Annotated in this window: 22 protein-coding genes; 11 read left to right on the top strand and 11 right to left on the bottom strand. The window is 62.0% G+C overall.

Annotation, left to right across the window (positions count from 1 at the left end; all coding sequences use genetic code 11):
- Positions 1 to 82 precede the first annotated feature (82 nt).
- Positions 83 to 523 carry a DUF2569 domain-containing protein gene (locus ACOWVD_RS05280; RefSeq protein WP_015377754.1) on the bottom strand — a complete coding sequence of 147 codons (441 nt, stop codon included), beginning with the start codon at positions 521 to 523 and terminating at the stop codon, positions 83 to 85.
- A 224-nt stretch (positions 524 to 747) separates the two neighbouring features.
- On the opposite strand from ACOWVD_RS05280, the gene ACOWVD_RS05275 reads away from it, so the two are divergent.
- Both ACOWVD_RS05275 and ACOWVD_RS05270 read left to right on the top strand, forming a co-directional pair.
- Positions 748 to 1,788, top strand: coding sequence for an oxidoreductase (locus ACOWVD_RS05275; RefSeq protein WP_421105490.1), 1,041 nt, complete (start codon positions 748 to 750; stop codon positions 1,786 to 1,788).
- Positions 1,789 to 1,863: 75 nt separating this feature from the next.
- On the top strand, positions 1,864 to 2,868 hold the full coding sequence (locus ACOWVD_RS05270) for a bile acid:sodium symporter family protein (protein WP_004938453.1): 1,005 nt from the start codon (positions 1,864 to 1,866) through the stop codon (positions 2,866 to 2,868).
- Positions 2,869 to 2,879: 11 nt separating this feature from the next.
- Here the strand turns inward: ACOWVD_RS05270 and ACOWVD_RS05265 are convergent, their stop codons facing one another.
- From ACOWVD_RS05265 to ACOWVD_RS05255, 3 genes are all read right to left on the bottom strand, one after another.
- Complete coding sequence (locus ACOWVD_RS05265) at positions 2,880 to 3,425, bottom strand: AAA family ATPase (protein ID WP_164095046.1); 546 nt, start codon at positions 3,423 to 3,425, stop codon at positions 2,880 to 2,882.
- A 109-nt stretch (positions 3,426 to 3,534) separates the two neighbouring features.
- On the bottom strand, positions 3,535 to 4,533 hold the full coding sequence (gene add, locus ACOWVD_RS05260) for an adenosine deaminase (RefSeq protein ID WP_049241200.1): 999 nt from the start codon (positions 4,531 to 4,533) through the stop codon (positions 3,535 to 3,537).
- A 136-nt stretch (positions 4,534 to 4,669) separates the two neighbouring features.
- Positions 4,670 to 5,425: a DeoR/GlpR family DNA-binding transcription regulator gene (locus ACOWVD_RS05255; RefSeq protein ID WP_049241210.1), complete on the bottom strand. Its 756-nt coding sequence runs from the start codon at positions 5,423 to 5,425 to the stop codon at positions 4,670 to 4,672.
- Between the two features lie 97 nt (positions 5,426 to 5,522).
- Between ACOWVD_RS05255 and ACOWVD_RS05250 the strand changes: the two genes are divergently transcribed.
- Entirely contained in the window at positions 5,523 to 6,119 is a 597-nt protein-coding gene (locus ACOWVD_RS05250) for an NUDIX domain-containing protein (RefSeq protein ID WP_015377759.1), read from the top strand.
- On the top strand, positions 6,116 to 6,484 hold the full coding sequence (locus ACOWVD_RS05245; RefSeq protein ID WP_049241198.1) for a hypothetical protein: 369 nt from the start codon (positions 6,116 to 6,118) through the stop codon (positions 6,482 to 6,484). The genes ACOWVD_RS05250 and ACOWVD_RS05245 overlap by 4 nt, the downstream gene beginning before the upstream one ends.
- A 32-nt stretch (positions 6,485 to 6,516) precedes the next feature.
- On the opposite strand, the gene ACOWVD_RS05240 is transcribed toward ACOWVD_RS05245, so the two are convergent.
- The gene (locus ACOWVD_RS05240; protein WP_049241196.1) at positions 6,517 to 7,698 is read right to left on the bottom strand and encodes a MalY/PatB family protein; all 1,182 of its coding nucleotides are present in this window, start codon (positions 7,696 to 7,698) and stop codon (positions 6,517 to 6,519) included.
- Entirely contained in the window at positions 7,691 to 9,310 is a 1,620-nt protein-coding gene (gene malX, locus ACOWVD_RS05235; protein ID WP_015377762.1) for a maltose/glucose-specific PTS transporter subunit IIBC, read from the bottom strand. Before malX ends, ACOWVD_RS05240 begins: the two co-directional genes overlap by 8 nt.
- Before the next feature lie 223 nt (positions 9,311 to 9,533).
- Here malX and ACOWVD_RS05230 point away from each other — a divergent pair, with 223 nt between their 5' ends.
- The gene (locus tag ACOWVD_RS05230) at positions 9,534 to 10,565 is read left to right on the top strand and encodes a Mal regulon transcriptional regulator MalI (RefSeq protein ID WP_015377763.1); all 1,032 of its coding nucleotides are present in this window, start codon (positions 9,534 to 9,536) and stop codon (positions 10,563 to 10,565) included.
- Here ACOWVD_RS05230 and ACOWVD_RS05225 read toward each other — a convergent pair.
- Positions 10,562 to 11,443 (bottom strand): LysR family transcriptional regulator, encoded by an 882-nt coding sequence (locus ACOWVD_RS05225; RefSeq protein ID WP_049241194.1) that lies wholly within the window; start codon positions 11,441 to 11,443, stop codon positions 10,562 to 10,564. The genes ACOWVD_RS05230 and ACOWVD_RS05225 overlap by 4 nt on opposite strands.
- A gap of 206 nt (positions 11,444 to 11,649) precedes the next feature.
- On the opposite strand from ACOWVD_RS05225, the gene blaSRT reads away from it, so the two are divergent.
- A complete protein-coding gene (gene blaSRT, locus ACOWVD_RS05220) occupies positions 11,650 to 12,786 on the top strand; it encodes an SRT/SST family class C beta-lactamase (RefSeq protein ID WP_164095048.1) in 1,137 nt (378 codons plus the stop codon).
- Between the two features lie 26 nt (positions 12,787 to 12,812).
- Here the strand turns inward: blaSRT and ACOWVD_RS05215 are convergent, their stop codons facing one another.
- A complete protein-coding gene (locus ACOWVD_RS05215) occupies positions 12,813 to 13,721 on the bottom strand; it encodes a LysR family transcriptional regulator (RefSeq protein WP_049241193.1) in 909 nt (302 codons plus the stop codon).
- A 102-nt stretch (positions 13,722 to 13,823) separates the two neighbouring features.
- Between ACOWVD_RS05215 and ACOWVD_RS05210 the strand changes: the two genes are divergently transcribed.
- Positions 13,824 to 14,978, top strand: a complete 1,155-nt coding sequence (locus ACOWVD_RS05210; RefSeq protein WP_164095050.1) for a serine hydrolase domain-containing protein — start codon at positions 13,824 to 13,826, stop codon at positions 14,976 to 14,978.
- Positions 14,979 to 15,022: 44 nt separating this feature from the next.
- Here ACOWVD_RS05210 and ACOWVD_RS05205 read toward each other — a convergent pair whose 3' ends face one another.
- Positions 15,023 to 16,555 carry a YdgA family protein gene (locus tag ACOWVD_RS05205; RefSeq protein ID WP_049241190.1) on the bottom strand — a complete coding sequence of 511 codons (1,533 nt, stop codon included), beginning with the start codon at positions 16,553 to 16,555 and terminating at the stop codon, positions 15,023 to 15,025.
- 141 nt (positions 16,556 to 16,696) lie between these two features.
- Complete coding sequence (gene manA, locus ACOWVD_RS05200) at positions 16,697 to 17,875, bottom strand: mannose-6-phosphate isomerase (RefSeq protein ID WP_049241189.1); 1,179 nt, start codon at positions 17,873 to 17,875, stop codon at positions 16,697 to 16,699.
- A 442-nt stretch (positions 17,876 to 18,317) separates the two neighbouring features.
- On the opposite strand from manA, the gene ACOWVD_RS05195 reads away from it, so the two are divergent.
- Together ACOWVD_RS05195 and fumC are read left to right on the top strand one after the other, a co-directional pair.
- Positions 18,318 to 18,755, top strand: coding sequence for a hypothetical protein (locus tag ACOWVD_RS05195; protein WP_239504280.1), 438 nt, complete (start codon positions 18,318 to 18,320; stop codon positions 18,753 to 18,755).
- Between the two features lie 144 nt (positions 18,756 to 18,899).
- Positions 18,900 to 20,297 carry a class II fumarate hydratase gene (gene fumC / locus ACOWVD_RS05190; RefSeq protein ID WP_197763755.1) on the top strand — a complete coding sequence of 466 codons (1,398 nt, stop codon included), beginning with the start codon at positions 18,900 to 18,902 and terminating at the stop codon, positions 20,295 to 20,297.
- 41 nt (positions 20,298 to 20,338) lie between these two features.
- On the opposite strand, the gene ACOWVD_RS05185 is transcribed toward fumC, so the two are convergent.
- Entirely contained in the window at positions 20,339 to 21,004 is a 666-nt protein-coding gene (locus ACOWVD_RS05185; RefSeq protein WP_049241186.1) for a peroxiredoxin-like family protein, read from the bottom strand.
- A 102-nt stretch (positions 21,005 to 21,106) separates the two neighbouring features.
- Between ACOWVD_RS05185 and ACOWVD_RS05180 the strand changes: the two genes are divergently transcribed.
- The gene (locus tag ACOWVD_RS05180; RefSeq protein WP_049241184.1) at positions 21,107 to 21,997 is read left to right on the top strand and encodes a LysR family transcriptional regulator; all 891 of its coding nucleotides are present in this window, start codon (positions 21,107 to 21,109) and stop codon (positions 21,995 to 21,997) included.
- Position 21,998: 1 nt separating this feature from the next.
- Complete coding sequence (locus tag ACOWVD_RS05175; protein ID WP_421105489.1) at positions 21,999 to 22,688, top strand: helix-turn-helix transcriptional regulator; 690 nt, start codon at positions 21,999 to 22,001, stop codon at positions 22,686 to 22,688.
- The last annotated feature ends 71 nt before the right edge of the window (positions 22,689 to 22,759 follow it).

Below are 22,759 nucleotides of genomic sequence, written 5' to 3'. Positions count from 1 at the left end.
GACAACATATGATTCGCAGGGGTATTGCCTTTTTTGGCGAAAATTTACACAAAATACCCGATAAAACGTGCTGCAACCGCCTTTAACGTTCGGTAAAGGTGCCTTTGACCCGCTGCGAGCGCTTGATATAAGGCACCAGCAGCGCCGCCATCAGCAGCGGCCAGCCGAGGCTGCGCACCGCCACTTCATCCGGCACCGGCGCGAAGGCGAAGGCTTTCACCGCCAGGATCACCGTGATCAGCAGCCATAACAAGAACAGTTTAGGGAAGCGCTGCGACCGATGGCAGAACAGAAACACCAGCCACAGGGTAAAGCCCCACATCAAGAGCGTGGTCAGCACCGAAAAGTACCATTGCAGGGTAAACGCCTGGGCGTTGGTCAACAGATAGTCGCGCGACTCGGGCATGAAGATCGCCATGGCGTACAGGAGCAGCATCAGGCTGGCGCTGAGCAGGGTAACGATCAGATAGGCCAGCGGGGCCAGCAACCAACCGCCGATACGAGAGTATTCAGCTTGAGACATAAAACGGCTTCCTGATTGAATCGGGGATCACAGGCGGCATAGCTTAGCGGGTAATATAGGCTTCGTCATCTCTATCAAGCGGATAGCTCGGCATCGCGACGCCGGGCCGCACGTTTGGCTACTCCGGCCTCGCTTCGAATTAACATCTCATTTACTTCTTGTTCCATCCGGCCGCATGGTGTCAAATCGAAAGGGTCTGTCGTGAGCCTGCAAGAGGAAATCCCATGGCTGAAAAAATTCGTGTCGGGCTGGTCGGTTACGGCTACGCCGGTAAAACCTTTCATGCGCCGCTAATCGCCGGTACGCCGGGGCTGGAACTGGCCGCCGTTTCCAGCAGCGATGCCGGCAAAGTGCACGCCGACTGGCCATCGATGACGGTGGTGGGCGATGCGCAAGCGCTGTTCGCCGATCCGGCCCTCGATCTGATCGTGATTCCCACCCCTAATGACACTCATTTCCCGCTGGCGCAACAGGCGCTGGCCGCCGGCAAGCACGTGGTGGTGGATAAACCGTTTACCGTGACGCTGTCACAAGCTCGGGCGCTGCAACAGCAGGCGCAGCAGAGCGGTTTACTGCTGTCGGTGTTCCACAACCGCCGCTGGGACAGCGATTTCCTGACCCTTAAAGCGTTGCTGAACGACGGTTCGCTGGGCGAGGTGGTGTACTTCGAATCGCACTTCGATCGCTACCGGCCGCAGGTGCGTCAGCGCTGGCGCGAACAGGGCGGCGTCGGCAGCGGCATCTGGTTCGATTTGGGGCCGCATCTGCTCGATCAGGCGCTGCAAGTATTCGGCAAGCCCGACCGACTGTTTGTCGATCTGGGTGAGCTGCGGCCGGGGGCGCAGGCGGTGGACTATTTCCACGCGTTGCTGAACTATGGCGATCGACGCGTGGTGCTGCACGCCAGCATGCTGGCGGCGGCGGAGAGCCCGCGCTACGTCGTGCACGGCACCCGCGGCAGCTATGTCAAATACGGCCTCGATCCGCAGGAGGACCGGCTGAAGGCCGGCGAGCGCTTGCCGCAGGCCGATTGGGGCTATGACATGCGCGACGGCGTGGTGACGCTGTCACGTGACGATCTGCTGGCGGAGCAACCGCTGCTCAATATTCCCGGCAATTATCCGGCTTATTACGCGGCGGTGCGCGACGCGATCACCGGCATAGGCGAAAACCCGGTGCCGGCCGCCGACGCCATCGCGGTGATGGCATTGATCGAACTGGGGTTGGAATCGGCCCGGCTGCAGCAGGCGCTGCCGGTGGCCTGATCCCGTCCGTTTCTCAGCGGCTCGGTGCACAACGCCGGGCCTTTTCATGGTGTTAGGTGCAAGGAAATCCGTTTCATGTCCTGGTTGCAGCGTTTGCGCATTGATAAATTTTTGCTGGTTCTGATTTTGGTGGTGATCGTCGCCTCGCTGTTCCCCTGCGAAGGCATCTGGAAAACCTTCTTTGAACACCTGACCACCGCCGCCATCGCGCTGCTGTTCTTTATGCACGGCGCCAAGCTGTCGCGCGAGGCGATCGTCGCCGGCATGAGCCACTGGAAGCTGCATCTGCTGGTGTTCCTCAGCACCTTTGCGCTGTTCCCGCTGCTCGGGCTGGCGATGAACCTGCTGGTGCCGGGCATCATGACGCCGACGGTCTATCTCGGCTTCCTCTATCTGTGCGCGCTGCCGGCCACGGTGCAGTCGGCCATCGCCTTTACCTCGGCGGCGGGCGGCAACGTGGCGGCGGCGATCTGCAGCGCCTCAGCGTCCAGCATTCTTGGCGTGTTCCTGTCGCCGCTGCTGGTGGGGGCGTTGATGCATACCCAGGGCGGCAATACCGACGTGCTGCACGCCATTGGCTCAATCATTCTGCAACTGATGGTGCCGTTCGTGATCGGCCATCTGGCGCGGCCGCTGATCGGCAAGTGGATCGACCGCCATCGCAAACTGATTAACCTGACCGACCGTTCGTCGATCCTGCTGGTGGTGTATACCGCGTTCAGTGCGGCGGTGGTGGAAGGGATTTGGCACCGTATCGACGGCTGGTCGCTGCTGACCATCCTGGTGATGTCGCTGGTGCTGCTGACGGTGGTGCTGGTGATCAACACCTACGCGGCGCGCTGGCTGGGCTTCAACACCGCCGATGAAATCACCATCGTCTTCTGCGGTTCGAAAAAGAGCCTGGCGAACGGCATCCCGATGGCCAACGTGCTATTCCCGGCTGCGGCGGTGGGCGCCATGGTGCTGCCGCTGATGATTTTCCACCAGGTGCAACTGATGGTGTGCGCGGTGCTGGCGCAGCGCTATGCGCGTAAAACCGCCAAACAGCGGGCCGAGGCGGAGGCGCTGGCGGCCAAATAGGCCGCAGGCCGCTAACGGTGGCCCAGCGCGTCGAGCAGAAAGTCGGCGCGCTCATCGGGTGAGGCGCGCGGCAGCTCTTGCAGCCGATAGCCATAACGGCGATAGATGGCCACCATCGCCCGATAGGTTTGCTCGGCTTTGGCGAAAGACTGTTTTCTCTCGCTGTCCTGCGCATAAATCGCTCGCCACGGCGGGGCGATGAACACCGTATCGGCATAGCGAAAGGCGTCGATCGCCGCTGTTAAGGGGGCGGGGATCGATAATCCGCACAGCGTCAGGTAACCGGCGATATCCGGCAGGCCGCGATCGAAGAACCAGCATGTTGCGCCCGTCGCTTCGCGCCATGAACGCAGTTCCCAATCGAGCATCCGCTCGGCGAAAGCCTGGCGATCGCCCCACGGCAGCGCATTGCCGCCAATACTCACCTGATCCTGAATAATCGCCCGGCCCGCCTCCTGCGAATGCGGGTAACCGCGGCGATGAAGAACGTCGATGAGCGTGCTTTTGCCCGAACCCGGGCCGCCGGTCAGCACGATACGGCGTAGTTTGTCAGACATGCGGAATTCCTCTCTTGCAACAGAGTGATGGGGTGAAAACAGCGATAAAGACGAGCAGGCGGAAGAAAACGGGGGATGAGAAGAAGGCGCCGTTTGGCGCCTGGGGAGATTAGCCCTGAACTTTGGCGCGCAGCGCCTGTTTTTCCTGCTCGCTGAGGAAAGCCAGCTTCAGGCCGTTTTCCTGCGCGGTGCGGATTTCTTCCGGCGTCAGCCCGGCCTGCGGCGCGGCGACGCGGTATTCATGCTCGATCTCGATGCCCTGAACCGCCGGATCGTCGGTGTTGATCGACGCCAGCACGCCGTGGCGCAGGAAGGTGGCCAGCGGATGCTGCGCCAGCGACGGCACGGTGCTGGTTTGGATGTTGGAGGTCAGGCAGGACTCGATGCCGATGCCGTGTTCCGCCAGGAAGTCCATCAGCGCCGGATCTTCGACCGCTTTCACCCCGTGGCCGATACGTTCGGCGCCCAGCTCGCGGATCGCCTGCCAGATGCTTTCCGGGCCGGCGGCTTCGCCCGCGTGCACGGTGATGCGCAGGCCGGCGTCGCGCGCACGGTTGAAGTGACTGAGGAACAGGCTGCCGGGGAAGCCCAGCTCATCGCCCGCCAAATCCAGTGCGGTAATGCCGTCGCGGTGCGCCAGCAACCCTTCCAGCTCCTGCAAACAGGCGGCCTCGCCAAAGGTGCGGCTCATGATGCCGATCAGGCGAATGTCGATATCGCGATCGCGGCAGCCCGAGCGGATCCCGTCGATCACCGCTTCCACCACGCCGGCGACCGGCAGCTGATGCTTCATCGCCATGTAGTAAGGGGAAAAACGCAGCTCGGCGTAGTGCAGGCCGGCGTTGGCTGCGTCCTCGACGTTTTCGTAGGCCACCCGGCGGCAGGCGTCCAGATCGCCCAGCACCGCTACGCCCCAGTCCAGTTTCTGCAGGAAGCTGACCAGATCCGGTTCGGTGTGGGTGATCTGCACGTGCGGGCGCAGGCTCTCCAAATCGTTGGCCGGCAGGGTGAGGTTGAACTGGCGACCGAGGTCGAGAATGGTCTGCGCGCGGATGTTGCCGTCGAGATGGCGGTGAATGTCGGTAAGCGGTAGGCGGGGATCGATCATGCTGGGCACTCGCTAATTTATCGTAGGTAAAGTGCAGAACAGTATAAAAACAAATGAATGAAACTTGCCATCTCGTTGCATAAAAAAGTGACTTGCATCACAAATAATGCGAGGTGTATCGCATTATCGTCGTGAATCAGGCTTTCAACACGCTGACGCCCGCCTGCTGCAACGGCGCGATCAATGCGTCGTCGGTGGCGCGTTCAACGATGATGGTATGCGCCAGCGTAATATCGCCGATCGCATACTGCGAGGCGGCGTTAAGCTTGGCGGCGGAAGCCAGCACCACGGTTTCCGCCGCGCGGGCCGCCAGCGCGCGCTTGATGTAGGCCTCTTCCAGATCGCCGGTGCTCAGCCCCGCAGTGGGGTGCACGCCGGTCACGCCCATAAAATAGATATCGGCGCGAATATGCGACATCGCTTCCACCGCGGCGGCGCCGACGCTGACGATCGAATGCTTGTACAACCGGCCGCCGATCAGGATCACCTCCACCGTGGGATGATCGGCCAGGCCCACGGCGACGCTGGGGCTGTGGGTGACGATGGTGGCGTTCAGGCTGAGCGGCAGCTGCCTGACCAGCTCGGCGGAGGTGGTGCCGCCGTCGATGATCACCACCTGGCCGGGGGCGATCAGCGCCGCCGCCGCTTTGGCGATCGCGCGTTTGGCGCCGGATTCCAACTGATTGCGTTCGGCGAAGCTGGCGATGGCGGATGAAACCGGCAGGGCGCCGCCGTGCACCCGCTGCAGCAACCCCTCGGCGTCCAGTTCGCGCAGGTCGCGCCGGACAGTGTCTTCCGACAGCCCGAACAGCTCGCTGAGCTGCTTGGCCAACACCTGGCCGTCCTGAGCCAGTTTCTCCAGGATGATTTTCTTGCGCTGGCTGGTCAACATGGCCATTTTTCCCTCAAATTTGCTTTGCACGAAATATCTTGATTATACACGAAACTGCACGATAGTATCAATTTCCTTCCTCTGGCGGAGTAAACCGATGATAGCCACCAAAGACAGGGTTCGCATTGTCGAAACCCGGGTGTTGTCCGATGACTGGTACCTGCTGAAAAAAACCACCTTTGATTTTCTGCGGCGCGACGGCGTCTGGCAGCGGCAAAGCCGTGAGACTTACGATCGCGGTGACGGCGCGGTGATTTTGCTGTTCAACCGGCAGGCGCAGACGGTGATCCTGACGCGCCAGTTCCGCTTTCCGGTGTTCGTCAACGGTCATGACGGCATGCTGATTGAGGCCGCCGCCGGGCTGCTGGACAACGCGTCGCCGGAGGCGCGCATCAGAGCCGAAGCGGAAGAGGAAACCGGCTATTTCGTGCAGAACGTGGAGAAAGTGTTCGAGGCGTACATGAGCCCAGGTTCGGTCACCGAGAAGCTGCACTTTTTCGTCGGTGAATATCAGGCGGGCGATCGCGTCAACGAGGGCGGCGGGGTGGCGGCGGAGGGCGAGGATCTGGAGGTGATCGAGCTGCCGCTGGCGCAGGCCCTGCAGGCGATTCGTCAGGGCGCGATCGTTGACGCCAAGACCATCATGCTGCTGCAGTTTGTCGCCTTGAACCGGACGTTGGAGGAAGAACGATGAAAGCACAACAAATCCTGATCGCCGGCCCCTATCGCAGCGGCACCGATGGCGATCCGCAGCGTATCGCCGCCAATCTGGCGCGCCTGGAACAGGCGGCGCTGGCGGTTTACCTGCGGGGACACGTGCCGGTGATCGGCGAATGGCTGGCGCTGCCTTTGGCGGCGGCGGCAGGCTCCACTCAGGTTGGCGATGCGGTGAGCGAGGTGTTTCTTTACCCGGTGGCCCATCGGCTGATTGCGCAGTGTCAGGCGGTGTATCGCATCGAAGGGGCATCTGCGGGAGCCGATAACGACGTGCGGTTAGCTAACGAATGGGGATTGACGGTCTATCGTCATCTGGAGGAAATTCCGTCTGTTCAGGCGTAACCGAGGGGCGGGCAGAGGCTCGCCCCCTCGCGTTATTTCTCGCCCAGCACCACCCTCAACCCGGCGATCAGCTTGTCCATGCCGGCCTCCAGCTTGCCGCGCGGGCAGCCGACGTTGAGACGCAGGAACCCGCGGCCTTCCTCGCCGTAGGTAAAGCCCGGCATGATCGCCACCTTTTCGCGCTCAATCAGCGCCTGCTGCAGCGCCCGATCGTCTACGGCCAGCGGCCGCAGATCGATCCAGGCCAGGTAGGTGGCCTGCGGCGGGCGCCAGCCCAGCGCGGGAAACGCCTGCTCCAGCCGTTCGGCGACGTAGCTCAGATTATCCTGCAGATAGTCGCGCAGGGCGTCCAGCCAGGGTTCGCCGTGGCGATAGGCAGCCACGTGCGCCGCCACCGCCAACACCGCCGGCGAGGAGAGGCCGTCGCGGGATTTGAGCTGCTGGAAGTAGGCTTCGCGGCTGGCGTCATCGCTGATAAAGCCGTAGGCGCCGGTCAGCGCCGGGATATTGAAACTCTTGGAGCCGGAGGTCAGCAAGGCCCAGGCGCCGGTCGCCACCTGGCTCCACGGCGTATGGCGGTGTTCCCCCCATGCCATATCCATGTGGATTTCGTCGCTGATGACGCGCACGTCGTGGCGCTCGCACAGTTCGGCCATCTGCTGCAACTCGTCGCGGCGCCACACTTTGCCGGTGGGATTATGCGGGCTGCACAGCAGCAGGATCTTGGTTTGCGGCCGCGCCAGCAACGCCTCAAGGTGCGCCATGTCGCAGCGCCAGTCGTCGCCGGCCTTGTGCAGCGGGCAGGCCAACAGCTGGCGTTGGTTGGCGAGGATCACCTTGTAGAAGGCGTCGTAGGCCGGGGTATGGGTCACCACGTAGTCGCCCGGCACGGACCATTGGCGGATCAGCTGCGCCGCCATGTAGATAACGGAGGGGCCGTACACCGCCGTTGCGGTGTCGACAGCGGTGTTGAAACGTTGCTGATACCAGTGGCGCAGCGCGCCGAGAAAATCTTCGTGCTGCCAGCGGCTGTAGCCCAGCACGCCGTGCTGCAGGCGTTGCTGCAACGCCTCGAGAATGCACGGTGCGGTGGCGAAATCCATATCGGAGATGGTGAACGGCAGCAGGTCGTCGCTGCCGAAACGATCGGCGATATAGTCCCACTGGGTGCACCAGGTGCCGTGGCGGTCGATCGGGGTGGAGAAATCAAACATGGGTGGCTCCCTGCAGCGCCGCGGCAGGTTGCGCCGTGGCTATCAGTGAGTCTAATTCATCTTTCACCGATTGCACCTGCGGGCCGATCACCACCTGCAGATTATGGTCGTTGAGATGCACTACGCCGATGGCGCGGTTGGCCTTCAGCGCCGCGTCGTCCACCCGGCTCATGTCGTTGACCGACAGGCGCAGGCGGGTGATGCAGTTGTCCAGCGTGATAACGTTGCCCGGGCCGCCGAGGGCCGCCAGAATCGCCGGCACGTTGTAGCCGGATTTGCCCACCGCGCCGCTCGGCGCGCTTTGGCTGACGGCGCTGTCGCTCTCACGGCCCGGCGTTTTGATGTTAAAGCGCTGGATGGCGAAGCGGAAAATGGCGTAATAGCCGACGAACCAGACGGCGGCCACCACCGGCACCAGATACCACTTGGTGGCGGTGCCGTGCAGAATGCCGAACACCACGAAGTCGATGATGTTGCCGTCGGTGTTGCCGATGGTCACGCCCAGCAGCGCCATCACGGTAAAGCCCAACCCGGTGAGCAGCGCGTGGATCAGATACAGGAACGGCGCGACGAACAGGAACAAAAATTCGATCGGTTCGGTGGTGCCGCCGACCACGCAGGCCACCACGCCGGAAATCAACAGCCCTTTGATTTTGTGACGATTCTCAGGCTTGGCGCAGTGGTACATCGCCAGCGCCGCGCCCGGCAGGCCGCCGAGGAACGCCGGCATTTTACCCTGTGACAGGAAGCGGGTGGCGCTCTCGGCGAAGCCGGTGGTGGTCGGGCAGGAGAGCTGCGCCTGGAAGATGGTCAGGGCGCCGCTGACGCTGTGGCCGCACACCTCCATCGTACCGCCCGCCTCGGTAAAGCGGATCAGCGCCACCAGAATGTGCTGCAGGCCGAACGGCAGCAGCAAGCGTTCACCGGTGCCGAACAGCATCGGGCCAAAGGCGCCGGCGCTGTTGATCACCCAGCCCAGCCCGGTGATGCCGGCGGCGAACCACGGCCAGATCAGCGGGATCACCAGGCCGCACAGGCCCAGCACCACGGTGGTGACGATTGGCACGAAGCGCGTGCCGCCGAAAAACGCCAGCGCGTCCGGCAGGCGGATGGTGTGGAAGCGTTCATGCAGGCGATAGACGATGATGCCGACGATCACCGCGCCGAGGATGCCGGTATCGATCGACTGAATGCCGAGGATGTTCTGGATATTGTTGGCTTTCAGCACCAGCGGATCGCTGGTGGGCAGCACGCCGGCGGCGGTCAGGTAGAAGTTGGTGCCCAGATTCAGCACGGCGAAGCCGACGAAACCGGAGAACGCGGCGACGCCTTTGTTTTCGCGCGCCATGCCCAGCGGAATGGCGATGGCGAACATCACCGGCAGGAAGCTGAAGGCGAAGGAGCCTACCTTGCTCATCCAGGTGAAGATCAGCTGGAAGATCGGGTGGCCGATAAACGGCATCAGGGTGATCACGTCGCGGCTGCTCAGCGAGCTGCCGATCCCCAGCATGATGCCGCAGAAAGAGAGCAAGGCGACGGGCAACATGAACGTTTTGCCCAGGCTCTGGAAGAACTCCCAGAGGGTGATTTTGGGTTTGTTGGCTGCTGACATAACCGACTTCTCCTGGCGAAAAGACGAGCAAAAAGGGGACTGCTGATTAGGTAAAAAGAAGATAAAACGTTTTACCTAGCAAAAATACGCCACCAATCACAAATATGCCGCCCGGTTTTTGGCGACAATGCGGCAGGCAGTAAAACGTTTTACTGAGCTAACGGATTCGGTATACCCTTGATCATTACGGCGCGGGTTGCCCAGGAACGGGTTCGCAGAGACTATGAGCATCAAAAAAATCACCATCACCGATGTGGCGCAGCAGGCGGGCGTGTCGGTCACCACGGTTTCCCTGGTGTTGAGCGGCAAGGGGCGGATTTCGCCGACCACCGTCGAGAAGGTCAATCAGGCGATAGAGCAGCTGGGCTACGTGCGCAATCGTCAAGCGGCGACGCTGCGCGGCGGTGAATCCGGGGTGATCGGCCTCGTTCTGCGCGACATTTGCGAACCCTTCTATGCCGAAATGACCGCCGGGCTGAGCGAAGCGCTGGAGGCGCACGACAAACTGCTGTTTTTAACCCAGAGCGGGCGCGACGGCCAGGGCTTGCAGCGGGCGTTTGACGCGCTGCTGGCGCAGGGCGTCGACGGTATCGTGCTGGCCGGCGGCATTCGCGCGGCGGCTGGGTTGAAGGAGAAGGCGGCCGAGCAGGGCGTACCGTTGGTGTGCGTGGCGCGCTCCAGCGGTCTCGATGGGGTGGACGTGGTGCGGCCGGACAACATGCAGGCCGCCAAACTGGCCACCGAATTTTTGATCAAACGCGGCCACAGCCAAATCGCCTACCTTGGCGGCCAGAGCGACTCATTGACGCGTGCCGAGCGGTTGGGCGGCTTTTGCGCCACGCTGGTGCAGTACGGCCTGCCGTTTCGCAGCGAATGGATCGTCGAGTGCGATTGCCGGCAGCGTGAGGCGGCGCAAGCGGCGGAACAGCTGCTGCGCCACTACCCGAACATTACCGCTGTCGTCTGCCACAAGGCTTCGGTGGCGCTTGGCGCCTATTTTGGCCTGACGCGCAGCGGCCGCAGCATCGGCTCGGATGGGGTTGACGCTTACTACGGGCGGCAGGTGGCGCTGATCGGCTTCGGCGACGTGCCGGAGGCCGAGCTGACCGAGCCGCCGCTGACCTTCGTCTCCAGCTCGGCGCGGGAAGTGGGGCGCAGCGCCGCCGCGCGCCTGCTGCAGCGCATCGGTGACGCCGACCTGCCGGCGCAGAACGTCATTCTGCCGCCGACGCTGATCCGGCGCGGCTCCGCCTAATCCCGCCGCTGTTCCTCTTCCGCCTCCCGGCGGATCCAGCCGATAAAGGTTTTCATCGCCGGCGTCAGGTCCCGCGACTTCAAATGGGTCAGCCAATAGGCGCCAAGCGCGGCCTCGGCGGCGAACGGCCGCTGCAGCACGCCGGCGGCCAGTTCGCGGCGGAACATGCTGACCGGCGCCAGCGCCACACCGTCGCACTGGATCGCGCCTTCCACCATCAGTCTTGACGAGTCGAACACCGGGCCGTTGATCCGCCACGGCGTCACCTGCGCAGCCGTGAACCAGCGCTCCCATTCATCTTTGCGGTAGGTGCGCATCAGCTGCTCGTACTGCAGATCCTGCGGCGTGCGCAGGCGCACGGCGACCGCCGGCGGGCAGAGCACCGTCAGCGGCGCGTCGAACAGCTTGATATTGCAGGTGGCGGGCCAGAGGCCTTCGCCGAAGCGGATGGCGAAATCCATGCCGTCGGCCGACAGATTGACCAGGTTGTTGTGGGTCAGCACCCGTAGATCGATAAACGGGTGCGCCGTGCGGAACGCCGCCAGCCTCGGCATCAGCCAGCCGACGGCGAAGGTGCCGACCACCGCCACCGTCAGCACCTCGTGGAAATGCCCGCCTTCGAACTGCTGCAGCACCGCCTCGATGCGGTCGAAGGCGTCGTTCAACACCGGCAGCAGCGCCTGGCCTTCTTCGGTCAGATCCAGGCCGCGCGGCAGGCGGCGGAACAGCTGAATGCCCAGCTGTTCTTCCAGCATGCGAACCTGCTGGCTGACGGCGGCCTGGGTGACGCGCAGCTCCAGGCCGGCGCGGGTAAAGTTCAGGTGGCGGGCGGAGGATTCGAACGCCCGCAGGGCGTTGAGGGGAAGTCGATTGCGCATTGTCGATAGCCATAAGTTTTTCTTTATGCTGGCTGAAATTATTATCGCTTGTCAACCCGGCGGCAAAATCCGATATTTGGCGCGGCTGCTGAGAGCGTCGCGGCAGCCGTAAAGGAATGACATCATCAACCAGGGAAAGCGCCGTGCATAACGCCAATAAAAACTTTTGGCCGCGGCCGATGCCCTGCAACCTGAGAGCTTCTATCATGACGAAAATGAACCGCCTGGCGGCCGCGTTGATCGCCGCGCTGATCCTGCCGACCGCACAGGCCGCACAGCAGCAGGATATCGACGCCGTTATTCAGCCGCTGATGAAAAAATATGGCGTGCCGGGCATGGCGATCGCCGTGTCGGTTGACGGCAAACAGCAGATTTACCCGTATGGCGTGGCCTCGAAGCAGACCGGCAAACCGATCACCGAGCAGACGCTGTTCGAAGTGGGGTCGCTGAGCAAAACCTTCACCGCGACGCTGGCGGTCTATGCGCAGCAGCAGGGTAAGCTGTCGTTCAACGATCCGGCCAGCCGCTACCTGCCCGAGCTGCGCGGCAGCGCCTTCGACGGCGTCAGCCTGCTGAATCTGGCGACGCATACCTCCGGCCTGCCGCTGTTCGTGCCGGACGACGTGACCGACAACGCCCAACTGATGGCCTACTACCGGGCCTGGCAGCCGAAACACCCGGCGGGCAGCTACCGCGTCTATTCCAATCTCGGTATCGGCATGCTGGGCATGATCGCCGCCAAAAGCCTCGACCAGCCGTTTATCCAGGCGATGGAACAGGGGATGTTGCCGGCGCTGGGCATGAGCCACACCTACGTTCAGGTGCCGGCGGCGCAGATGGCCAACTATGCGCAGGGTTACAACAAGGACGATAAGCCGGTGCGGGTCAATCCCGGCCCGCTGGACGCCGAGTCTTACGGCATCAAGTCCAACGCTCGCGATCTGATTCGCTATCTGGACGCCAACCTGCAGCAGGTGAAGGTCGCACAGCCGTGGCGCGACGCGCTGGCCGCGACGCACGCCGGCTATTATAAGGCGGGCGCGTTCACGCAGGATCTGATGTGGGAGAACTACCCGTATCCGGTGAAACTGTCGCGTTTGATCGAGGGCAACAACGCCGGGATGATCATGAATGGCACGCCGGCTACCGCCATCACGCCGCCGCAGCCGGAATTGCGCGCCGGCTGGTATAACAAAACCGGCTCTACCGGCGGTTTCTCCACCTACGCGGTGTTTATCCCGGCGAAGAATATCGCCGTGGTGATGCTGGCCAACAAATGGTTCCCGAACGACGATCGGGTCGAGGCGACTTATCGCATCATCCAGGCGCTGGAGAAGCGCTGACAATCAGGGGCGCCGGCGGGGCGCCCCTACCACCGATGCTGCCGTTCACGTTGCTCGCGCATGAAATCGATAAAGGCGCGCAGTTTGAGCGGCAGATGTCTGCCGGCGGGGAAGTAGATGAAAAATCCCGACGCTTCGCTGGCGTAACCCGGCAGCACTTCCACCAGTTGCCCCTGTGCCAGCTCCTGCAACACCGTGCCCTGAAAACGCTGTGCGATACCCAGCCCCGCCAACGCCGCATCCTTGATCAGCCTGTCTTCGTTAAAAATCAAACTGCCGCTGACGTCCAGCGCGCGTTCATCGTCGCCCAGGCTGAAATACCAGGGTTCCAGTTTGCCGCTGCCGGGAAAACGGTAGCGCAGGCAGTGGTGAGCAGGCAGATCGTCCGGCGTGGCCGGTGCGCCGCAGCGCGCCAGATAGTCAGGCGAAGCGACCAGCACCCGGCGCTGGCCGTTATCGATCGGCACGGCGATCATGTCCTTTTGCAGCATGGCGTGCATGCGAATGCCGGCATCGAAACTGCCCAGCACCAGATCGGAAAAGCGGTCTTCGGTAAACAGCTCCAGCTGCACCTCGGGATAGCGCCGCTGAAACGCCGCCAGATGCGGCATCACCAGCAGCGAAGCGGCCAACTGCGGCAGCGTAATGCGCAGCAGGCCTGCCGGCTGTGCGCCCAGAGCGCGCACATCGTCCGCCGCCACATCGATCTGGCCCATGGCCGGCGACACCTTCTGATAGAACAACCGGCCCTCGTCGCTGAGGCGCACCGAGCGGCTGGTGCGGTGAAATAAGCGCACTCCCAGCTGATTCTCCAGCGCCTGAATGTTTTGCGACACCGCCGGCGGCGTGACGCCCAGTTGGTTGGCTGCGCGGGTAAAGTTACCCAGGCGTGCGACGGCTTCGAAATAGGGCAGCAGTTGCAGGAGTGAACTCATCTATTAATAACCTGTGCTTAATGATTCATTAAATTATGCCTTATTTTAATTTATGACGAACGTTTTAGACTGGTTTTACTTTCCCTCAGCGAGATAAAAATCATGTCGGCAACACAACGGGCGTTAACAGAACGGATCGCGGCGATCGATCAACAGGCGATGGCCGAAGGGCGCATCGTGGGCAGCGTGGTGCTGGTGGCGCGGCAGGGCGAAATTTGCTACGCCGGGGCGGCCGGTTATGCCGATCGCGAAGCGCGGCGGCCGATGCGGCGAGAAACGCAGTTTCGGCTGTCGTCGGTCTCCAAACCCTATACCACGCTGGCGGCGCTGCGCCTGATTGAACGGGGCAAGCTGAGCCTGGACGATGCGGTCAGCGACTGGCTGCCGTGGTTTACCCCGGCGCTGGCGGACGGCCGGCGCCTGGCGATCAAGATCCGTCATTTGCTGAGCCATACCGCTGGGCTGGACTATCGGCTGAACCAACCGCCGGCGGGCGTTTACCATCAGTTGGGGATCCAGGACGGCGTGGAGCTGTCGACGCTGACGCTGGAGCAAAACCTGCGGCTGTTGGCGCAGGCGCCGTTGCTGTCGGCGCCGGGGGAGCGCTTCAATTATTCGCTGGCGATCGACGTGCTTGGCGCGGTGCTGGAGCGAGTGACGGGCATGTCGCTGCCGCAGCTGTTTGTCGAATGGGTGGCGCAGCCGCTGGGGCTCGGCAATACCGCGTTCCATGCGACGGACGCCGCGAACCTGGCGACGCCTTATTACAATACGCCGCAGGGGCCGCGGCGCATGCCGGAAGGCGTGCGAATCGCCTTGCCGGAAGGCATGGCGGGGGGAGAAGTGACGTTCTCGCCGGCGCGCGCGCTTAACGCCGGGGCTTATCCCTCCGGCGGCGCGGGCATGGTCGGTGATGCCGACGACGTGCTGCGGCTGGTGGAGGCGCTGCGCAGCGGCGGGCAGGGCATTTTGCAGCCGGATACGGTGGCGTTGCTGCGCAGTCCGCACGTCGGCGCCGAGGCGCAAACGCAAGGGCCGGGCTGGGGCTTCGGCTTTGGCGGCGCGCTGCTGGTGGATCCAGATGCCGCGCAGACGCCGCAGCATGCCGGCACGCTGACCTGGGGCGGCGTTTACGGCCACAGCTGGTTCTTTGATCCACAGGCGCAGCTGAGCGTGGTTGTCTTGACCAATACCGCATTTGAGGGCATGTGCGGCCGCTACCCGCAGCAGATCCGCGATGCGGTTTATGCGGCGTAAATAAAAAGGGCCCCGCAGGGGGCCCTTGTTAGGTTTTCAGGCGATTACTGCGCCGGTGCCGGAGTGGGTTCCGCTTCCTGAGCCGGTTCAGCGTCTTCCGCCGGGGCGCCCAGCATGGCGAACTGGCCGATGAACTCCTGCAGCGACATCTTGTTGCCGTTCAGGTCAACCTGATTGTCAGCGTAGTGGAACTTGCTCGCGATCACGCCGTCTTTCTGGGTGGTCAGCTTGAACATCTGACCCATGGCCGCCAGGCCCTGCACTTGCTGCTGCGCCAGTTTCTGCGCGTCTTCCGCATTATAGCCCTGCAACAAGGCGGTCTTCGCGGTCACTTCGGTAGCCATCGCTTCCGGAATGGTCAGGTTGATATCCAGCTTTTTAACCGCCTGCGCGATCAACTGATCCGGCGATTGTGCCGGGGAGGCGGCCTTGCTCGGATCGGTCATCGCCAGATCCAGCGTGAAGACGCTCTCACCCTTGCTGTTTTTCCAGCTCAGCGGGGCGATGCTGAGGCTTGGGTTGCCTTTCAGCAGCAGCGGCAGGTTCTTTTGCAGCATCTCGGAGGTCTGCTGTTCGTAGACGTCCGGATCCAGGTTCTCGCCCTGCTGCAGCAGCGCCATGGTTTGGCGGTTGTAGCTGTCGGAGAAGTCTTTCAGCGCCTTGCCGTCGACGTTGTCGATTTTCAGCGTCAGTTTACCGGCACCGAAGTCGTTGCCCTGCACCTTGAGCGCGTCCATGGTGTAGTCGATCTGGCCGCCGATATTGCTGCTGCCTTGCTCGCCAAACTTGCTCACCAGATTGAAACCGTCCAACGCCACGGTATCTTTACCGTCGATCGTCAGTTTGAACTGCTTCAGCGTCATCGTCTGATCGCCGAGCTTCACGCCGAACTTGCTTTCGTTGCTGTTGCCTTTCAGGTTGAAGCCCTGGAAGGTGATCTGCTCGTTTTGGCCGAATTCGTTCGGGCTGGCGAACACGATAGTGTCGCTATTGGCGTCCAGCGCGAATTTTTTCAGATCGCGGGACACATCGGCGTCAATGGTGGCGCCGCTGAATTTCAGCGAAGATTTATCCTTCTGGTAGTCCAGTGGGATAAAGTCGATGGTGGACGCGGTATCGCCGCTGTACGAGATGCGCGAATCGGCGGTAAACAGCGATTTGCCTTTGGTGGTTTCAAACAGGCCTTTCACCGCCGGGGTGTTTTCCAGCTCGGTATGCACCGACGCCATGCTCGGCAGCAGGTTGAATTTTTTCAGCTGCGCGAACGGGAACGGACCGTGATCGATGGTTTCCAGGAACGCCACTTCTTCACCGGCTTTCAGCGCCGCATTTTCACTGGTATCCGTGCCGTCGGAACGCAGCACATAACGCACTTTACTGCTGAACAGGCCGCGCTGGTAATTTTCATAGCTCAGCTTGACGCCGGCTTTCGGCAGGTAGGCTTTCAGTTGGCCGTTGGCGTTGTCGACGACTTCGCCCATGTGCTGCTCGATCTGTTTCCCGGTGTACCAGGATGCCCCGGTCCATGCTGCGCCAAGAACGACAATGACGCTGACAGCGACTAACGATTTTTTCATAGCTCTGTTTCATCCTTTTTTTCTTATCACCCTCCGTTGCATGGGAGGGGCAAATAGGAGCCGACAAAAAACGCCCGCAGGCGTTTAATTGTGGGGGTAGCTCTCGCTTTCAGCAAGCAATTTGCTGAAATTTATCAACGGTTAGGCCAGCTGGTTATAAACCCGGGCGATGCGGCCGCTGCCGCTGACGTTGACCGGGGATTCGAACGCCCCGATAAAGCAGGACTCGCCCGGTTTGAGCGTCAGGCGTTGCCCGGATTTCTCCAGCGTCGCTTCGCCGGCGACGCAGAACACGATGGCTGCGCTTCGCTGTGCCAGCGCCTGTGGTGCGGCGGTCAAATCGTGCAGTGAGAAGGCGAAATCCTCCACCGGGATCGGGAAGAACAGCTCGTTGCCGCGTTGCTCCGGTTGGGTCAGCAGGCCGGAAGCCGGTTGCGGGCGGAACTGCAGGTTGGCCAGCAGCTCGGGCACGTCGATGAATTTCGGCGTCAGGCCCGCGCGCAGCACGTTATCCGAGTTGGCCATCACCTCCAGCGCCACGCCTTTCAGGTAGGCGTGCGGCGTTTCGGCATACAGGAACATCGCCTCGCCCGGCGCGAGCTGCACCACGTTCAGCAGCAGCGGTGAGAACAGACCGCTGTCGTCCGGATAGAAGCCGGCGATAAAGCGCACGGTATCCCAGGGTTCTCCCTGCTGGTTGTTGAGCGCGGCTTTCAGCACGCCGAGCGCCAGCGATTTTTGTTCGCCACTCATCGTCAACAGGCTGGCGAACAGGGTCGCGAGGTGCGCGGTGTCCGGCTGTTGCAGGAAGGCGGCGATGTCGTGGTGCGCGCCCGCGATCGGTTGCAGCAGGGAAACGATATCGGCCAGTTCGCGAAAGCCGTTCATCGCCAGGAACGGCGTCAGGGCGAAGACCAGCTCGGGCTTGTGATTGGGATCTTTATAGTTGCGTTCGGCGGCGCTCAGCGGGATGCCGGCGGCGTTCTCTTTCGCGAAGCCGATCTCGGCCGCCGCTTTGCTCGGGTGGACCTGGATCGACAGCGGTTGATCGGCGCAGAGCACTTTAAACAGGAACGGCAACTCGCCAAAGCGGCTGGCGACGTCAGCGCCCAGCTGCTTTGGCTGGTCTTCATCGATAAGAAAGCGCAGCGAACGCAGTGCGCCATCGGCGCCGGGCACGCGGGAAGGGCTCTTGGGATGCGCGCCCATCCACAGTTCGGCCATCGGCTGATTATCCGGGTTGGCGATGCCGTAAAGACGGGTCAGCGCATCGTGGCTGCCCCAGGCGTAATTCTGTACCGCGTTGGTCATTTTTTGCATGTCGATAAACGTCCTTTGCGTCATTGCCGCACTAATGGCAATAACTTACTGATTTTATAAGATTCGCTTCATCTGTGCCGACAACCATCATACGCCCGCGTCGGCAGGAACCTTCATGGGCGCGATCAAAAAAACGCCGGATAAGGTTGCGTCCGGCCACGCGGCCAGAGTATAGCGTGATAACGATCGGCGTCTCAAATGGCGCACCGGCCTCAAGAGAGCCCGGCAAATCCGTCAATCGATCGTAGATTGGAGGGAAAGAAATTATTGCCGACAGCGCAGGCTTTCTACGTCATTATTTATTTATCGGCATGTCAAACTATGTCGGCGGAATTTATTTTTTACCTTCTGAGCCATTCTCTTATTATTATTTTTGCGCCAAGTCGGGCGATCACACGCCGAGCTTAAACCTGAACGACAGACCGTTTTACCGTAGCCGTTAATGAGTCGATTTAACGAAACGAAAGGTCTGTTGCATGAAAAATGGTTGCCGTTGTTGGGGCTTTGCACCGGCGCAGCCCAGGGGGCGGTGATCGTCACCTATCCCTACGTGGCCCCGCGCGCCGTGGTGATAACGCCGGCGCCGATCGTCGTTGCACCCGCACCGGTCGCGCTTCCCGCCGTGACTGCACCCGTGGCGCATCCGCTGGCGCGGTGGCGACCGGGGCGTATCGCCATAATGAACGGCAGGATGCCTGCGATGAGATCAATCATTTGCAACAGCAGCGGATCGATGAACTCAATCACTTACAGGCGCAGCGCATCAATAATTTTAATTTGCGTCATGCGCGTTAATTTTCATCTCCGCGTTTATTATCCCGGTTCTTTCTTCGCCTTTATTTCGGCGCGGGTTAACCAACGGCAAATAACCGCGTCATGAATGGGTAAAAGAGATGAATCGTGCTGTGAGATAACTCTCTTAATGCGAATAGTTATTATGTCACTATACTGGGAATGCGTGCCGACGGGGGGTAGCGCGTCGGCCTAACCCTACAATTTTAGGAATTATGCTAAGGAGACAATGATGGCAGGCGTTCGTATCGAAAAAGACTCTATGGGCCCCATCGAAGTACCGGCCGACAAGCTGTGGGGCGCGCAAACCCAGCGTTCGTTGGCGCATTTCCGTATTTCCTCCGAAAAGATGCCGACCGCGCTGATCCACGCGCTGGCGTTGACCAAGCGCGCCGCCGCGCAGGTCAACGTGGATCTGGGGCTGCTGCCGGCCGAGCGGGGCGCCGCTATCATCAATGCCGCCGACGAAGTGCTGGCGGACAGCCATGCCGACCAGTTCCCGTTGTCAATCTGGCAAACCGGCTCCGGCACCCAGACCAACATGAACATGAACGAAGTGTTGGCCAACCGCGCCAGCGAGCTGCTGGGCGGCGTGCGCGGTGAAGAGCGCAAGGTGCACCCGAACGACGACGTCAATAAAAGCCAGAGCTCCAACGATGTGTTTCCCACCGCGATGCACGTGGCGGCGGTGATTGCGCTGCGCGAACACCTGATCCCCGAGCTGAAAGTGCTGCACAAGACGCTGAGCGGCAAGGCCGAAGCCTACCGCGATATCGTCAAAATCGGCCGCACCCATCTGCAGGACGCCACACCGCTGACCCTGGGGCAAGAGATATCCGGTTGGGCGGCGATGCTGGCGCACAATCTGAAACACATCGAGGACAGTATCCCGCACATTGCCGAGCTGGCGCTGGGCGGCACGGCGGTCGGCACCGGCCTGAACACCCATCCGGAGTACGCGGTGCGCGTCGCTAAAGCGCTGGCGGAGTTGACCCATCAGCCGTTCGTCACGGCGCCGAACAAGTTCGAAGCGCTGGCGACCTGCGATGCGCTGGTGCAAGGGCATGGCGCGCTGAAAGGGCTGGCGGCTTCGCTGATGAAGATCGCCAACGACGTGCGTTGGTTGGCGTCCGGCCCGCGCTGCGGCATTGGTGAGATTTCGATCCCGGAGAACGAGCCGGGCAGCTCCATTATGCCGGGCAAGGTCAACCCGACCCAGTGCGAAGCGATGACCATGCTGTGCGCTCAGGTGCTGGGTAACGACGTGGCGGTGAACATTGGCGGCGCTTCCGGCAACTTCGAGTTGAACGTGTTCCGCCCGATGGTGATCCACAACTACCTGCAGTCGATCCGCCTGCTGGCCGACGGCATGCAGGGCTTTAACGAGCACTGCGCGGTGGGAATTGAACCGAACCGCGATCGCATCTCCCAATTGCTGAACGAATCGCTGATGCTGGTGACGGCGCTCAATACCCATATCGGTTATGACAAGGCGGCGGAAATCGCCAAGAAAGCGCACAAGGAAGGGCTGACGCTGAAAGCCGCGGCGCTGAAGCTCGGCTACCTGACCGAAGCGCAGTTCGACGAGTGGGTGCGGCCGGAAGCGATGGTCGGCAGCATGCAGAAATAATGACGTCATGCCTAAATGGGGCGCGGTTGCGCCCCGTCTTTTCAAGCCAACATCTCTAGCACCGATAACAGCGCCTGCGGCTCTGGCCGCTGGGTGTAATCGGCGTGCGCTTCGGCGTAGACAATACGGCCATCGCGGGCGATGACGAATCGCGCCGGCAGCGGCAGCGTCCAGCTGTCATCCTGGTTGAACTGCGCCAGATCGAGGCCGAGCCGCTGTTGATACAGGGCGATCAGCGCGTCCGGCAGGCGGTAACGCAGGCCGAACTGGGCCGCCAGACGGTTGCCTGTATCGCTGAGCAACGGAAAAGTGAGATCGTGATCGCGCGCGGCCTGGCGGCTATGCACCGCGCTCTGCGGCGAAACGGCCAACAACTGCGCGCCGTACTGCGTGATGGCGGGCAATGCGGCCTGCAGCGCCTGCAGATCGAGCGTACAGTAAGGGCACCAGATCCCGCGATAGAAACTGACGACCAGCGGCCCTTTTGCCAACAGCGCCGTGGAAGAGCATGGTCGGTTTTCGCTGTCCGACAGTGTAAAGCCGGGCGCGGCGTCGCCGACCTTCAGGGCGCGTTCGGCCATGCCCGACGCGATCTGCGTCTGGATCGCTTCACGCATCAGCGCGTGATCTTGCGCCGCGAGTTTGAACGGCAGTTGGTCGGCTTCTAATGCCGCTTTGAAGGCATCGAGTTTGTCTTGCAGTGTCATGCGTTCTCCTGACGGGAATGGGGGGAGCGTTCATCTTGCCCATTCCGAAATAGCGCGTGTAGACTGCAATAAATGCTAACTGTTATTCCAGCAAGGAATGCCATGGGTAAATTTGCTGATTACGAAACCTATGCCTGCGTTTACGAGAGCGGCTCCTTTACCGCGGCGGCGCGGAGGCTGCACATGGGGCAGCCGGCGGTCTCAAAAGCGGTGGCGCGGCTGGAACAGCAGCTCGGCACGCGCCTGATGCTGCGCTCGACCCACGGCCTGCAGCCGACGGATGCGGGACAGCAGCTGTATCAACGCACCCGGCGCATTCTGAACGAGCTGGCGGAGACGGAAGCGCTGGTGCAGAGCGCCGGCGAGACCCTGAGCGGCCGGTTGCGGGTCGCTTCGGCGGCGGTGTTCGCCCGCATCGTTCCCTTGCCTGATTTGACGGCGTTTATGCGCGCCAATCCACGGTTGCATGTTGATCTGCTGCTGGATGACGGCAATCTGTCGCTGATTGAAGAAGGCATCGATATTGCCCTGTGTGTTGGCGAGTTGGAGGATTCCGGTTTTACCGCCCGCAAGCTGGGTGAGGTAAAGCAATGCGTGATCGGCACGCCCGGCTATTTTGCCGCTGCCGGTATGCCGCAGCGGCCGGAAGATCTGTTGCAGCACGAGATGGTGATTTACCATCGCCGTGGCGGCGGCGAGCAGTGGCGCTTCAGCCGCGAAGGGGAACAGCGCGCGCTGCGGTTGCCGGGGCGCATGCGGGTTAACGCGGCGGAGTGCGTGCGCGAGTTGGTGCTGGCGGGCTTTGGCGCCACCGTCGCCAGCGAAGGCCTGTTTCGCAGCGAGCTGCAAAGCGGGGCGGCGATCGCGGTATTAGCGGACTGGCAACTGCCGCCGCTGGCGCTGTGGGCGGTGTTCCCCGGCGGCCATTTCGTTTCGGCCAAGGCGCGGGCCTTTGCCGATTTTGTCCAAACCGCGCTATGCAGGGAGCCGTGATATGTCGCGCGCACAACGTTTACTCGATCTGATGCAGCTGCTGCGCAACCACCGTTATCCGGTGGCGGGCCATGCGCTGGCGCAGACGCTGGGCATCAGCATGCGCACCCTGTACCGCGATATCGCCACGCTGCAGCAGCAGGGGGCGGAAATCGCCGGTGAGGCGGGCGTCGGCTATGTGCTGCGCCCCGGCTTTATGCTGCCGCCGCTGATGTTCTCGCCGGCGGAGACAGAAGCGCTGGTGCTGGGGATGCGCTGGGTCAGCCGCCGCGGCGACAGCCAACTGGCGAGCGCGGCGGGTCAGGCGCTGGCCAAGATCGCCGCGGTGCTGCCGCCGGCGCTGCGGGAGGAGCTGGAAGCCAATACGCTGCTTATCGCGCCGGTTCAGGCGCCGCCGGTGGCGGATAAGATGCGGGTGCTGATCCGAGACACCATCCGCTGCGAGCGCAAACTGCATATCGACTACCTCGATCTGGCGGGGCAGCGCAGCGAACGCCTGCTGTGGCCCTTTGCGCTGGGCTTTTTCGATCAGTTTCAGATGTTGGTCGCCTGGTGCGAGCTGCGTCAGGCCTTTCGCCATTTTCGTCTCGATCGCATTCAGGCCGCCACACCGCTTGCACAGCGCTATCCGCGTGGCCGACGGCGGCTGCTGAAAGAGTGGCGCCTCAGCGAGGGCATTGCGGAGCAATAGCGGCACGCTGCTGCCATAAACTGTCAGTCGCGCGCCTTAGTCTGTGCCTATCGGGAACCGGCCGGTTCCCA

Origin of the sequence: Serratia sp. SA088 (assembly GCF_049065515.1) — a bacterium.
Classification (GTDB): domain Bacteria; phylum Pseudomonadota; class Gammaproteobacteria; order Enterobacterales; family Enterobacteriaceae; genus Serratia; species Serratia nematodiphila.
Note: the sequence above shows the minus strand (reverse complement) of the source record. Positions and strands in the feature narration are given on the sequence as shown.